Annotated in this window: 14 protein-coding genes; 13 read left to right on the plus strand and 1 reads right to left on the minus strand. The window is 42.7% G+C overall.

The features are described 5' to 3' along the window. The first annotated feature begins 162 nt into the window (after positions 1–162). From L2703_RS10010 to L2703_RS10065, 12 genes are all read left to right on the plus strand, one after another. Complete coding sequence (locus L2703_RS10010) at positions 163–1,125, plus strand: YbgA family protein (protein WP_248970949.1); 963 nt, start codon at positions 163–165, stop codon at positions 1,123–1,125. An 11-nt stretch (positions 1,126–1,136) separates the two neighbouring features. Continuing rightward, complete coding sequence (gene phrB, locus L2703_RS10015; protein WP_248970950.1) at positions 1,137–2,570, plus strand: deoxyribodipyrimidine photo-lyase; 1,434 nt, start codon at positions 1,137–1,139, stop codon at positions 2,568–2,570. 223 nt (positions 2,571–2,793) lie between these two features. Beyond that, positions 2,794–4,005: an NnrS family protein gene (locus L2703_RS10020; RefSeq protein WP_248970951.1), complete on the plus strand. Its 1,212-nt coding sequence runs from the start codon at positions 2,794–2,796 to the stop codon at positions 4,003–4,005. A 42-nt stretch (positions 4,006–4,047) separates the two neighbouring features. After that, positions 4,048–5,457, plus strand: coding sequence for an ammonia-forming cytochrome c nitrite reductase subunit c552 (locus L2703_RS10025; protein WP_248970952.1), 1,410 nt, complete (start codon positions 4,048–4,050; stop codon positions 5,455–5,457). Positions 5,458–5,717: 260 nt separating this feature from the next. Then, on the plus strand, positions 5,718–6,161 hold the full coding sequence (locus tag L2703_RS10030; RefSeq protein WP_248970965.1) for a nuclear transport factor 2 family protein: 444 nt from the start codon (positions 5,718–5,720) through the stop codon (positions 6,159–6,161). After that, positions 6,161–6,910 (plus strand): SDR family NAD(P)-dependent oxidoreductase, encoded by a 750-nt coding sequence (locus L2703_RS10035; protein ID WP_248970953.1) that lies wholly within the window; start codon positions 6,161–6,163, stop codon positions 6,908–6,910. The genes L2703_RS10030 and L2703_RS10035 overlap by 1 nt, the downstream gene beginning before the upstream one ends. A gap of 34 nt (positions 6,911–6,944) precedes the next feature. Then, positions 6,945–8,213 carry an NAD(P)/FAD-dependent oxidoreductase gene (locus L2703_RS10040; protein ID WP_248970954.1) on the plus strand — a complete coding sequence of 423 codons (1,269 nt, stop codon included), beginning with the start codon at positions 6,945–6,947 and terminating at the stop codon, positions 8,211–8,213. Further along, the gene (locus L2703_RS10045) at positions 8,210–9,025 is read left to right on the plus strand and encodes a DUF1365 domain-containing protein (protein ID WP_248970955.1); all 816 of its coding nucleotides are present in this window, start codon (positions 8,210–8,212) and stop codon (positions 9,023–9,025) included. The genes L2703_RS10040 and L2703_RS10045 overlap by 4 nt, the downstream gene beginning before the upstream one ends. Before the next feature lie 87 nt (positions 9,026–9,112). Further along, positions 9,113–10,351 (plus strand): SAM-dependent methyltransferase, encoded by a 1,239-nt coding sequence (locus tag L2703_RS10050; RefSeq protein WP_248970956.1) that lies wholly within the window; start codon positions 9,113–9,115, stop codon positions 10,349–10,351. 53 nt (positions 10,352–10,404) lie between these two features. Continuing rightward, positions 10,405–10,923: a DUF2878 domain-containing protein gene (locus L2703_RS10055; protein WP_248970957.1), complete on the plus strand. Its 519-nt coding sequence runs from the start codon at positions 10,405–10,407 to the stop codon at positions 10,921–10,923. Then, the gene (locus L2703_RS10060) at positions 10,920–11,522 is read left to right on the plus strand and encodes a chalcone isomerase family protein (RefSeq protein ID WP_248970958.1); all 603 of its coding nucleotides are present in this window, start codon (positions 10,920–10,922) and stop codon (positions 11,520–11,522) included. Before L2703_RS10055 ends, L2703_RS10060 begins: the two co-directional genes overlap by 4 nt. A 110-nt stretch (positions 11,523–11,632) precedes the next feature. Continuing rightward, positions 11,633–12,130, plus strand: a complete 498-nt coding sequence (locus tag L2703_RS10065; protein ID WP_248970966.1) for a DUF3833 domain-containing protein — start codon at positions 11,633–11,635, stop codon at positions 12,128–12,130. 50 nt (positions 12,131–12,180) lie between these two features. On the opposite strand, the gene L2703_RS10070 is transcribed toward L2703_RS10065, so the two are convergent. Then, positions 12,181–12,525, minus strand: a complete 345-nt coding sequence (locus L2703_RS10070; protein ID WP_248970959.1) for a DUF3634 family protein — start codon at positions 12,523–12,525, stop codon at positions 12,181–12,183. Between the two features lie 209 nt (positions 12,526–12,734). Between L2703_RS10070 and L2703_RS10075 the strand changes: the two genes are divergently transcribed. Beyond that, positions 12,735–12,905 (plus strand): hypothetical protein, encoded by a 171-nt coding sequence (locus L2703_RS10075; protein ID WP_248970960.1) that lies wholly within the window; start codon positions 12,735–12,737, stop codon positions 12,903–12,905. Positions 12,906–13,136: the final 231 nt, after the last annotated feature.

Below are 13,136 nucleotides of genomic sequence, written 5' to 3' on the forward strand. Positions count from 1 at the left end.
GTCGAAATGGCAATATGCGCTGTCGAATGCGGCCTTAGTCAATCACGCATCGCTTTACATTAGAACAAAATATATTCAGAAACGTCAAACAAGCCATTGTTATAATCATTTAATGAGTTGTCGATTACAGACAATATGTCCTACGGTCCAGGAGTGTAATACATGCCAAATACAGCCACATTTGTGCCAGAAAAAATTCAGATTGGCATCAGCAGCTGCCTATTGGGTAACCAAGTTCGTTTTGACGGTGGTCATAAAAATTCTTATTACTGCAAACAAGAAATTGAACCTTTTTTTGAATACACCACAGTGTGTCCTGAAATGGCAATAGGCATGGGCGCGCCGCGTAAAAGTGTCCGTCAAGTGAGGGATGGCGATATTGTGTATATTCGCAGTGCCGACGGGTCGTTAGATGTGACCGACAAACTGAATGAATATTCTAAAAGCAAAGTGGAAGAGCTTGATTACTTGGGCGGTTATATCCTTTGTGCCAAGTCACCCACTTGCGGTATGGAGCGGGTCACAGAGTATAAGATAGGCACTAACAATGGCAGTAAAACAGGCGTTGGGGTGTTTGCTAAGGCGTTAATGGAGCGGTATCCTTTTTTACCCGTTGAGGAAGAAGGGCGTTTGCATGATTTGCCATTACGAGAAAACTTTTTTACTCGGGTTTTTGCTTATAACGATTGGCAAAAAATGAAGCAGTCTGGCCTCACAAAGCATAAGTTGATGCAGTTTCATTCGCGTTATAAATACTTATTAATGGCGCATAGCCCTAAATGGTATCGCGAGTTAGGGCCAATGTTGGCCGACATAAACGATCTTGAACACACCGCGCAGGTCTATTTTGAGGGCTTTATGACAGCACTTAAAATTATTGCCACCCGTAAAAATCACACCAGTACACTGCAACATATTCAAGGTTATTTTAAAAAGAAACTCAATGCCCAGCAAAAAGAAGAATTGAGCGAATCGATTCTAAAATATCGTCAGGGTTTATTGCCTTTGTTAGTACCAATCACCTTGATTAACCACTATTTGCGTGAGTTTCCAACACCGTATATTGAAGAGCAAGTGTATTTGAATCCACACCCTGAAGCATTAAAGCTTCGTTATGCTTATTAGGTCCTGCATTGATGAGTACCCAAAATAGTTTGATGTGGTTTAGACAGGATTTACGCGTTGCCGATAACCCTGCTTTAGTGGCCGCGTGTGAGTATGCTAAACAACATCACAGTCATGTTAGAGCGTTATACATAGTGTCGCCATTGCAGTGGGCGCAGCATGATGTTGCGCCAATTCAAATTGATTTTATTGAACGGCATGTCAATTTGTTAGCACAGTCACTGGCTGCGTTAGGTATTGCTCTGGATGTGCTGCACTTACAGTGGTTTAGTGATATCCCAGCAGCGTTAGATGCGTATTTACAGCAGCACAATATTCACGCGGTGTTTGCTGGCAGCGAGCCAGAAATTAATGAGCGCCGCCGTGATAAGCTGCTAATCGAGCAGGGAATACCACTGCGATTATTCGATCAAGATTGTGTGCTTGCGGCTGGTGATGTGGTCAATTTGTCGGGTGACATGTACAAGGTATTTACGCCATTTGCCAAAAAGTGGAAAAGTGTCGCCAGTCAAAAAGCCATTATTCCTATAGCCGCACCTGCACCGGTCGCTGCAGCATTAGCGCAGCCTGAGGTGATCACGTTTGATTGCGTTAAACGCAGCAGCGAACTGTGGCCAGCAGGAGAGGGCGCAGCAAAGCGTCTATTAGATCAGTTTTTAGCAAATCATGTAACTGATTACCACAATGAACGCGACTTTCCCGCGCTTGACGGAACCAGTCGGTTATCGCCATTTTTAGCTCTTGGGGTGATAAGTTCGCGTCAATGTGTTGCGGCTGTTTTAGCGCGCTACCCGGAAGCATTAGTGGATGATACATGCCCAGCGAAAACCTGGCTTAACGAGCTTATTTGGCGAGAGTTTTATCGTCATTTGCTGGTGGCATTTCCACGATTGTCGATGGCGCATAACTTTAATGAGTTAGGTGAGGGCATTGTGTGGCGCAATAATCTTGAAGAGTTTCAAGCCTGGTGTGAAGGTAAAACCGGCTACCCGATAGTTGACGCAGCAATGCGCCAGTTAAATCAAACCGGCTGGATGCATAACCGTTTACGCATGGTGGTGGCGAGCTTTTTAACCAAGCATTTGCTCGTCGATTGGCGTTGGGGTGAACGTTATTTTAGGCAGCAACTTATTGATGGTGATTTAGCGGCTAACAATGGCGGCTGGCAATGGTCTGCAGGTACGGGGTGTGATGCGCAGCCATACTTTAGGGTTTTTAACCCTATGACCCAAAGTAGCAAGTTTGACCCTGATGCGAGTTTTATTAAACGCTACATTCCTGAAATAGCTCGTTGGCCGCTAAAAGATATCCATGAGCCTAAATCGGTTAACCTGCATGATTTATTTGCCTCTTCAAATAATCAGGCTTACCCCAAGCCAATAGTTGAACACAAAATGGCACGCTTAAGAGCCGTTGAAGTGTTAAGTGCGTTAAAGCGCGGTTAGTTTCGTCATTAATCCACGTTGTTACTGCTTTACAAAAAAAGCCAACACTCTTCGGTGTTGGCTTTTTTGCGTTAGATCACAGTATGGCCAGTATAGATTACGTTAGCAAAGGGTAATGATTGAAGTAATGTCATGGGCAGCATACAATAGCGCCAATTAAAGATTTATTTGTTATACATGTTTAAATCTTGCTGCTTTTAACTCACAAATGAGTGTACTGCTTATGATAAATATCGATGATCCTGCTGAAATTGATAACACCCCTGCAATTTGGCGTTTGGGCTTTAGACCATTTTTTCTTGGTGGTGCAGTGGTAGCTGCATTGTATATTCCATTGTGGTTGATGGGCTGGTTTACGCCACAATACAGCTTATTTAACAGTGAGTTTTGGGCCAATGTGGTGCCGTTATGGTGGCATCCACATGAGATGTTGTTTGGTTTTGCTATGGCTATCGTATGTGGTTTTTTACTCACAGCAGTGCAAGCCTGGACCAATCAATCCACCATTAAAGGCCGCAGTTTGATTGTTACATTTGCCTGTTGGCTTATTGCTCGATTAACCCTGTTATTGCCTATGAACATTCCGCTAGTGGTACCTGCGTTATTTGACAGTTTATTTCTAGGCTTTAGTGCTTTTGCCTTGTGGCGCTGTATTTACCCAGTAAAACAGTGGCGCAATATCGGCTTTCCGTTGCTACTTGTGGTGGCATTAGTTGTCAATCTTGCAAGTTACTATGCGCTACAACAACGTGACTTTTCACTTTCTACTCAGTTATGGCAAGGAATGATTTGGTGGTTAGCCCTTGTGATTACCATTGTAGGAGGCCGAGTTATTCCATTTTTTACCGCCATGCGTATTCAACAACCCAAGCCAGATCCCATTAGTGTATTAGAAAATACATTATTATTACTCATGGGTTTGATGTTTATACAAGCTATCACCCATTGGCTGCCTAAAGGTGTTGAGCAAGTCTTATTAGCTGTTGCGGGCGGGTTACATTTTATCCGCTTTACTCGCTGGCAAGCACATAAAACGTTAAAAGAGCCTATGTTATGGTCTTTGCATCTGGCCTATGTCTCATTGCCCATCACACTTATCTTGATGGCAATAAACATAGAAAATGAATACGCCTATCGCACCTTGCTACACCTTTTTGCGGTCGGAGGCATTGCGGCCTTGTGTTTATCGATGATCTCTCGCGTGTCGCTTGGCCACACTAGCCGTAATATTTATCAAGGCCCTAATATGGCATTTGCGTTTTTAAGCATTGCGCTCGCGGCAATATTTCGAGCCATTATGCCACTGCTCATGCCTGAGCACACCCAAATGTGGTTATGGATTGCTGGGATGTTTTGGTTTATTGGCTTTGGTTTGTTCGTGTGGTTTTATGCGCCTATTTTAACCCGCCCAAGACTTGATGGTCGTCCTGGCTAATGGGTATTTAATATCGATGATTACTAGTAAAAGGCAAACGGTATGATTAATTTATTAGTCGAAGTGATGATGAAAGTCTCTCGACCATTGCGCAGTAAAACTGGAGTGACCATACTGATGGCCGGGCTGGCATTGCTGACTCTTGCATCCTGGTCTTTACAAAGTGCAGAGGTCGATCAAAATCAGCTGAAATTTCCGAAACAGTTTGAGTCTTGGCAGGCCACAGTAGAGCAGCAAGAAAGTGAGGACATGTTGGCGCACTATCCTGCCAGCATTATTTTATGGGCGGGCTCTTCTTTTGCGAAAGAATACCGCAGCCCTCGAGGACATCAATTTGCGGTTGCCGATGTCATCCATACTTTGCGCACCGGCGGCGCTGTGGCAAAAGGTGATAAAGGGTTATCTGCGAGTTGTTGGACCTGTAAAACCCCAGATGCGCCGAGACTGATGAAGGAAAGGGGTATAGAGGGGTATTCGGGGGCTAATTTTGTTGATTTAGGCCGTGAGATTAAATCGGTAGTGTATTGCAGTGACTGCCATGTTGACGGCAGTGAAAAACTGGCTTTACCGCGTCCACATGCGCAAGATGCAATGGCAAAAATTAAGCAGCCTTTTGATAAGCAAGACCCCACGATGCAAGGCGCGCAAGTTTGTGGTCAATGTCATGTGACCTACTATTTCCAGCCAGAAAAAAGCAACAAGGTGAATATCCCGTGGATTTTTGGTAGCACTGCCGATGCAATTGAAAAATATTATGACACTCGCCGCTTTTATGAATGGATCCACCCTATTTCGAAAACCCCGATATTAAAAGCGCGTCACCCTGAGTTTGAACATTGGAGCCGTTCTACTCATGCTAAAAAAGGGGTGACTTGTATTACTTGCCATATGCCAAAAACAAATGATGAGCAAGGCCATGCATTTACCGATCATAAAGTGGCAACTGCCATGGAACATTTTGATCAAGTTTGTTCTAGTTGCCACGGTAGCCAAGCTGCCATGGTTAAAAAACTCGATAAAACTAAAGCCACTATAGACGCTAAAGCGCGAAACCTAGAATCATTATTAGTCAACGCTCACTATGAAGCTAAGGCTGCTTGGGACGCGGGGGCAACATGGCCACAAATGAACGATTCAATTATGGCGATTCGTCATGCACAGTGGCGTTGGGATTTTGCCATGGCTTCTCACGGTTTATATGCTCACAACCCTAAAGAAGGAATTGAGTTACTTGATAAAGCAACCGAGCAAATTACTTATGGCCGTGAAGCATTAGCACGAATTTTGAATCATTTATCGGTCGACAACGTTGATTATCCAGATATTTCAAGCAAACAATCTGCTCATGCCGCGATTGGATTTATTGAAGCTGACGCAGTTAAAGCAAAACAAACTTTTATCAAAGAAGAAGTGGATAAACATTGGCATCCGGTGGCAAAAACCGGTTATTAATTTGTTTTGTTGACCATTTAAATGAAACGCCCTGCTGGGCGTTTTGTTTTTTACCTACGACTGTGATCTGCATTTTCCCTTATCTCGTATTAACTCTTGATTGAAAAGTCTGAATTTAAAGGCATGAAACACTTTTATCTTATTGTGATATAGGGCATTGTTGTTTTTATGCTCACAACAGTTGACACAAGAGGAGTGAGTTAATGCAAGGCGCTAAATCGGTAGTTGATACTTCTGAACCATCAAAGAGCGTAAATATAATGTCTAGCCATGGCTATCCTGCTGTTATAGATGCTTTTATTGATATGTATCAAAAGCTTAATAAAGATAATTTGCATTTACTACGCCAAGTATATCGTGACGATATTGGCTTTCGCGATCCTATGCATCAGGTTAATGGCATTGATGATCTCACGCGTTACTTTGCCAATATGTACCTTAACGTCACCCACATCGAATTTGACATTAAAGAAGTTGTCGTTAATCACAATAATACCCAAGCTGCTTTGTACTGGACTATGATGTATTGTCATCCTAAGTTAAAAAAAGGCCAATTAATTCATGTTGATGGTATGTCACAACTTAAGTTCGATGACAAAATTTACGCACATCGAGATTATTTTGACCTAGGGCAAATGTTGTATGAACAAGTGCCATTTTTAGGTGGCTTAATTGGGTTATTAAAAAACAGGGCATCTCAATAATGTCGACTCAAGCAGCAAAATCAACCGCCGTATTGATCACAGGTGCGAGTTCAGGGATAGGGCTTGCGTTGGCCCAGTACTACGTAAATAAGGGCTTTGCTGTGATAGCTTGTGGCCGAAATGCAAAGGCTTTACAAAGCATTATTGGTGCCACGCCGCTCTCGTTTGATATTACTGACAACGCTCAAGTCAAAGCGGCAGCAGAACAACTTAGCCAATTACTGCGGCAACATGATTGGCAATTACAGCAGGTGATACTCAATGCTGGTAGTTGTGAGTATATAGACAATGCGCTGCGTTTTGACTCGGCGTTATTTGCCAGGGTGATTAACACCAACGTGGTTGCTATGGGCTATTGCCTAGAACATTTTTTGCCCTTAGTAGGACAAGGTGGTCAACTCGGACTTATGAGTTCAAGTGCAACCTATTTACCGTTTCCGCGGGCAGAGGCTTACGGGGCATCTAAAGCGGCGATTAGTTATTTAGGTCGCAGTTTACGGGTTGACCTAGCCCAGCATGACATTGGGGTGAGTGTGATTTGCCCCGGGTTTGTTAAAACCCCATTAACGGACAAAAACGATTTTGCCATGCCTATGCAAATTACTGCTCAGCAAGCTGCTGTGGCTATTTTTAAGGGCATGCAGACTCAACGAAAAGAAATTCACTTTCCGGGTAAATTTACCTGGTTGCTTAAATTAGCCTCGCTATTACCAGAGTCGCTGCTGGTGTCTTTGTTGGCAAAAAAATAATACACAACAATAATGTTGCACCAAGGATTATTAAATGAAAAATATCGCCGTAATTGGAACTGGCATTTCGGGTTTAACTTGCGCACATTTACTTAGCCGCGAACATAAGGTGACTGTGTTTGAGGCTAACGATTACATTGGTGGACACACTGCCACGGTTGACGTCGAGGTTGCGGGCAAGCAATATGCTATCGACACTGGTTTTATTGTATTTAATGACCGCACATACCCACGTTTTGAAAAATTAATGGCGCAACTTAACGTCAAATCACTGCCGACCGAAATGAGCTTTAGCGTGCACAACGCGCTGACTGGACTTGAATATAACGGCCACAATTTATGGAGTTTATTTGCCCAGCGCCGTAATTTATTACGCCCTAATTTTTATCTGTTTTTAGGGGAGATTGTTCGTTTTAATAATGGTTGTAAAGCCATTTTCGAAGCCGACAACTACCCAAACGCCACGCTAGGTGAATACCTAGATCAAAATGACTTTTCTGCCTTTTTTTGTGAGCATTATATTTTGCCTATGGGCGCGGCAATTTGGTCTGCCAGTATTAATGACATGCGCGGTTTTTCGTTGCGTTTCTTTATTCGCTTTTTTCAACACCATGGCCTGCTTAACATTAATGATCGCCCACAATGGTATGTGCTAGAGGGTGGTTCTCGCAGTTACATTCCGGGATTAACTGCACCGTTCAAAGAGCGTATTTACCTAAACTCACCAGTGACAGGCATTAAACGTAATGACGAAGGTGTTTTGCTCCAAGTGTCGCAAGGTGAATGGCAACAATTTGACGATGTGGTGTTAACTTGTCATAGCGATCAAGCTCTTGCGATGCTTACCGATGCAAGTAAAAACGAGCGTGATATTTTAGGCGCAATGGCCTATCAAAATAATGAGGTGGTGTTACATACCGACATCAGTTTGTTGCCAAAACGTAAAGCCGCTTGGGCGAGTTGGAATTATCGTCTAGACGGTGAGAATGAGCTAGATATTGCTCAGCGCCCTGCGAGCGTGACCTACAATATGAACATTTTGCAACGCTTACCTAAAGACGCCCCCACATTTTGTGTGACCTTAAATCAAACAGAGTTAATTGACGAATCGAAGATATTGCGTAAGTTTAAGTATGCACACCCTGTGTTTAATGACGCCAGCATGAAGTCTCAAGCTCAAAAAGCACTGATTAACGGTAAGCGTCACACCTATTTTGCTGGAGCGTATTGGCACAATGGTTTCCATGAAGATGGGGTTCGAAGCGCTGTAGATGTGTGTAATTTATTTGGCATCACTTTATGATCTTAACAACATCGCAAACTGAGCAGTTAAACAGCGGCATTTATACTGGCACCGTCAGTCATCGTCGTCACGTGCCTAAAGTGCACAGTTTTGGCTATAAATTGGCGATGATGGCGATAGATTTGGATGAAGTTGATGCAATATGTGCAACCAGCAAATTGTTTTCTACAGACAGGGTAACGCCACTTAAATTTAAGCCCAGTGACTATTTAAATGCATTGGACCAGCAGTTTGGTGAGGCATTAATGCTATCTCAAGCGTGTTATGGCGATGATGCTGCTGCATTAAAGCAACGTGTATTGGCAACGATTGCGCATTTAGGTGTTAGTGAACAATGTGACAGAATTGTTTTTTCTGGGCAAATTCGCCATTGTGGTTTTTACTTTAGCCCAGTCAATTTTTACTTTTGTTATCAACAAGACGCAATGCTTTATATGCTGGCAGAAGTGAGCAACACCCCCTGGAACGAGCGCCATTGTTATCTTGTTGATATGGCCAATACTACCCATACCGACAAAGTGTTTCATGTGTCGCCGTTTATGAATTTAGACATGCATTATTTATGGCGGATTACTGCACCCGCCAAGTATTTAAAGGTCAGTATTGAAAATCGTAATGCCAATAACGACAAATTATTTGATGCAGGAGTGGTACTTAAGCGCCAAGCCATTAGTGCTAGCAATATGCGTCGCTTTATGTTGAGTTTTCCGTTAATGACCACAAAGATAATGTTGGGTATTTATTGGCAAGCGCTTAAATTATTTATTAAACGTATTCCTTTTGTGAGTAAACAGCCAACAAAGGCGATTTAAAGCAATTGTAAACCAAATGGACTGACTGAGCGTATTAACTGTCAATAAGGTATATAGCCGACAGCCGCGATGAACTGGAGACAAAATATGGAAAATACAGCCACAGAAAGTAGCATGGCTCAAGCTGGTTTATCAGACAGTATTGCAAGAAAAATTCTGTTACGTGCCCTTTCACATCTTGCAGAAGGTCATTTAACCATTGTTGATGGCACCCAAAGCGCCTCTTTTGGTGACACTAAGAGCGATGTTCATGCTGTGATGCAAGTCAGGCATCCCAATTTTTATCGTCAGGTAGTGTTTGGTGGTTCAATTGGTGCAGGTGAAGCCTACATACAAGGCCACTGGTGTAGCCCTGATTTAACCAAAGTTGTTCAAGTTTTTGCGCGTAACTTAGCGTTACTCGACAACATTGAGCGTTATTTTTCGTGGTTAAGTAATGGTGTTAGCCGTATTAAGCATGTGTTGAATCGTAATTCTCAAGCGGGGTCTAAACGTAATATTTTAGCCCATTATGATCTGGGTAATGATATGTATAAGCAGTTTTTAGACCCAGAAATGATGTATTCAAGTGCATTGTATCCTAGCGATGACAGCAGTTTAAACCAAGCTCAAATTCATAAGCTTCATACTATTTGCGAGCGTCTAGACCTAACCCCAGGGCAGACGCTACTTGAAGTTGGCACAGGCTGGGGCGCGTTAGCCATATATGCTGCTAAGCATTTTGGCGTTAATGTCACCACGACTACAATTTCAGATGCACAATACGATTATGCCGTCGCACGCGTGAAGCAAGAGGGGTTAGAAGACAAGATCACCTTGCTTAAACAAGATTACCGTTTGCTCACTGGCGAGTACGATCGTGTAGTGTCAATTGAAATGATTGAGGCTGTTGGCCATGAGTATTTAGGCGGATTTTTTGAAAAATTACAGCATTTACTCAAGCCAAATGGCCTTATGCTAATTCAAGCAATTACCATTGCTGACCAACGGTACGACAGTTACCGCAAAGGTGTTGATTTTATTCAACGTTATATTTTTCCGGGTGGTTGTCTGCCGTCGATCAGTGAAATGACGAAACATATCGCGAAAAAAACCGATATGGTTACCTGGTCTGTGAGTGACATGGGTAAAGACTATGCTCGCACTTTAAAACACTGGCATGAAAATTTTGATGCCGCTTACGACAAAATCAAAGCCTTAAATTATGGAGATGACTTTATCAGAATGTGGAAGTTTTACTTAAGCTACTGTGAGGGTGGTTTTTTAGAGCGCACCACAAGCACAGTCCACTTGGTTGCAGTTAGACCTCAATACCGTTTGAAGTAGTCTACTTATGGCTTGCTCGCAGTGTGTGAGCAAGCTTGCATGACGAGGTGGTTATGCCTAATCCAAAGCTATTTATTATTTTAAATGCCTTGTCTTTTCAGTTGGTATGGTGGGCGGGTGTGCTTGCTGGTAACCAGCTACTTTTATTGTCTATTTTATTAATTATAGGCCATTTTCTTTTATCACAATCTCCCTCGCAAGATGCAAATATAATGTGTTTGTGTGCCTTGCTCGGCATGACAGTCGATACATTACTCACCTGGAGTGGCCTGTTCGTGTTTGCGCAAACACCTTACTGGTTGGCCCTGTTGTGGCTGATTTTTTCATTGAGTTTGAAATACAGTTTAGTGTTTTTTCAGCGAATTCATATTATTGGACAGGCACTGTTTGGCGGTATATTTGGAACCTTGAGCTATATTGCTGGTGCTGAATTTGGCGCTGTTGATTTACCGTATGGACTCTGGGTGACAGTGGGCGTGTTAGCTGTGATCTGGAGTGTACTGTTTCCCGTATTACTGTTTGTTAGTCGTGGTGATTATGCCACCTTTTTTGTGCAGGGGACCCGGCAATGAAATCAGTAAATGAGATGCTTAATGTGGGCCGTCATGGCTATCAATGGCTAGTTGATTTACTTTTTGGTGTCGTCGGTGCGGTTTTGGTTATGCTCATTTTTATCTTGAGTATAAGCGATACATTAGCGAGCGAAACGACCGATACACCTCAACCGGCATCAGCGCCTCACGCGTTGGTTCAAGTGGGGTCTGCGAGCATGAGCATGATGTGGTTAGATATTTACAGTGCCACCTTGTATTCCGCTGATGGTCAATATCAACCAAACCAGCTACCACTAAAGCTAGCAATAGAATACCACCGCGATATTGATGCTGAAGATCTTATCGATGCCACTGTCGATCAGTGGCAACACCTAGGGTTACCAGAGCAAAAGATAAACCAGTACCGCGAGCAGTTAGTGCAAGCCTGGCCCGATGTAAAGCAAGGTGACAGGCTGACTTTTATGGTCAGTTCAGCCAGCCAGGCTGAGTTTTTATTTAATGATAAGCCTTATTTTACGGTAACGGATCTGGCTTTTCCTGCCGACTTTTTGGCGATTTGGTTATCTGAAAATACCAGCCGACCTAAATTACGCCAACAACTTATTGGCATGAATTAATTGCCTAAGGTGAGATTATGTTTCCTAGAACGACAGCGTTTTTCCTCATCCACATTTGGCACAACACTTTGCGTCATGGGGCTGTGTTTGTTTTATGCTGTTTTGCGGTAATGTCTTGCTCGTCGGCATCGATTGATGATTATGCTGGCACCAATCCTAAACTTGACTTAGCCGAGTTTTTTAATGGCAAATTAACTGCAGCTGGTGTGGTACAGGATTTTTCAGGTAAGGTGACCCGCAAGTTTACCGTGACAATGCAAGCCCACTGGAATGATACGCCTCAAGGTAAGCAAGGTGTTATTAACGAGTGGTTTGTATACGACGATGGCGAAAAACAAACCAGAGTGTGGACCATTACCGATAAAGGCAACGGCAAGTACCAAGGCACGGCCAATGATATTTTAGGCATTGCACATGGTGAAGCTCAGGGCAGTGCGCTGCGTTGGCGTTACGATATGATTTTGCCGGTCGATGGTAGCGAATACCAAGTCCATTTTGACGACTGGATGTTTTTAGTTGACCAAAACACCATTATTAATAAAAGCGATATTATTAAGTTTGGCCTTACTGTAGCGCAGGTCACTTTGGTGATATCAAAGCAGTCTTAATGACTTTGGTGAATAAAAAATGGACTCAATTGAGTCCATTTTTTATGGCATTACCCTTTCAATTTGGACGTGTCATGTTGTTTTTTATCATAGTATTCAAACGGGAATTGATTACGAATTTGTTGAGTTAAATTGTCACCAACATTGGCAGAAACATGCAAGCGCACATCGCCCGACTTTTCAGCACGTACGGTACAAGTCAGTTTATTTGACTTGGCTATAGCACGGCATTCTCGTTGAAAACGCTCAGGGATCTTACCTTTGTGGCTAATCAATTTGCCATCTTTAAAATGCATTTCAAAAATGGTTAGCCCACGACTGCCGCTAAAAATGAGTTTATAGGCTAAAAAAATCAAGCCAACAATCACCAGAATTTTAATGATGGTATCTACCATGCTAAGCTCCTTTGTAGCATTTGTATTATTGTTATACTTTCAAGACCAAGATACTCTGCTCATTTTGGTATGCAATGCTATTTTGTTGAAATAGTTGAGCCAGATCGACTATTAGCAAAAACAGCTTACTTAATAACCACGCTGTGCTATGTTTATTGAAAGTCAAAGCTGGTTGATACGGACGTTATACTCAATTTAAGGATAAAATTATGCCCATCTCTAACGCTGCTCGCTGGACCGAAATTTGTGAAATTCAAACCAAATTAATGCGTGAGCTTGCCAACCAATTTCCACAACGTAGCCAACAATTAAACCACATTGCCGATGGCTGGCAAGGTGTAAAGAAACAAGCGCAAAATAATGGCGTACCTGCGAGATAATCTTATTGCAAATCAATCTCTTACCTAGGGCTTGTTGACCTTTCAAGGTTGTTTTTGCAGCGAATTGTTGGCCATTACTCATATACAAGTGCGCGGCAGAGACTTTGAGGTGTAGTTATGCTACATAAAAAGTCGATAACGCAGTAAAAATGACCAACAAACGCTGCCCACAGGGTTCGGCTAAAAACGTTTTACTCTTTGTTGAACGATGCTTTACAAATAAAGAGTTGC

The organism is Shewanella basaltis (assembly GCF_023283885.1).
In the GTDB taxonomy this organism is placed as follows: domain Bacteria; phylum Pseudomonadota; class Gammaproteobacteria; order Enterobacterales; family Shewanellaceae; genus Shewanella; species Shewanella basaltis.

Coding starts and splice junctions, on each gene's coding strand:
- L2703_RS10020 (WP_248970951.1), top strand. CDS start 2,794: ATGATAAATATCGATGATCCTGCTGAAATTGATAACACCCCTGCAATT.
- phrB (WP_248970950.1), top strand. CDS start 1,137: ATGAGTACCCAAAATAGTTTGATGTGGTTTAGACAGGATTTACGCGTT.
- L2703_RS10050 (WP_248970956.1), top strand. CDS start 9,113: ATGGAAAATACAGCCACAGAAAGTAGCATGGCTCAAGCTGGTTTATCA.
- L2703_RS10055 (WP_248970957.1), top strand. CDS start 10,405: ATGCCTAATCCAAAGCTATTTATTATTTTAAATGCCTTGTCTTTTCAG.
- L2703_RS10070 (WP_248970959.1), bottom strand. CDS start 12,525: ATGGTAGATACCATCATTAAAATTCTGGTGATTGTTGGCTTGATTTTT.
- L2703_RS10010 (WP_248970949.1), top strand. CDS start 163: ATGCCAAATACAGCCACATTTGTGCCAGAAAAAATTCAGATTGGCATC.
- L2703_RS10075 (WP_248970960.1), top strand. CDS start 12,735: ATGCCCATCTCTAACGCTGCTCGCTGGACCGAAATTTGTGAAATTCAA.
- L2703_RS10065 (WP_248970966.1), top strand. CDS start 11,633: ATGTCTTGCTCGTCGGCATCGATTGATGATTATGCTGGCACCAATCCT.
- L2703_RS10025 (WP_248970952.1), top strand. CDS start 4,048: ATGATTAATTTATTAGTCGAAGTGATGATGAAAGTCTCTCGACCATTG.
- L2703_RS10060 (WP_248970958.1), top strand. CDS start 10,920: ATGAAATCAGTAAATGAGATGCTTAATGTGGGCCGTCATGGCTATCAA.
- L2703_RS10040 (WP_248970954.1), top strand. CDS start 6,945: ATGAAAAATATCGCCGTAATTGGAACTGGCATTTCGGGTTTAACTTGC.
- L2703_RS10035 (WP_248970953.1), top strand. CDS start 6,161: ATGTCGACTCAAGCAGCAAAATCAACCGCCGTATTGATCACAGGTGCG.
- L2703_RS10030 (WP_248970965.1), top strand. CDS start 5,718: ATGTCTAGCCATGGCTATCCTGCTGTTATAGATGCTTTTATTGATATG.
- L2703_RS10045 (WP_248970955.1), top strand. CDS start 8,210: ATGATCTTAACAACATCGCAAACTGAGCAGTTAAACAGCGGCATTTAT.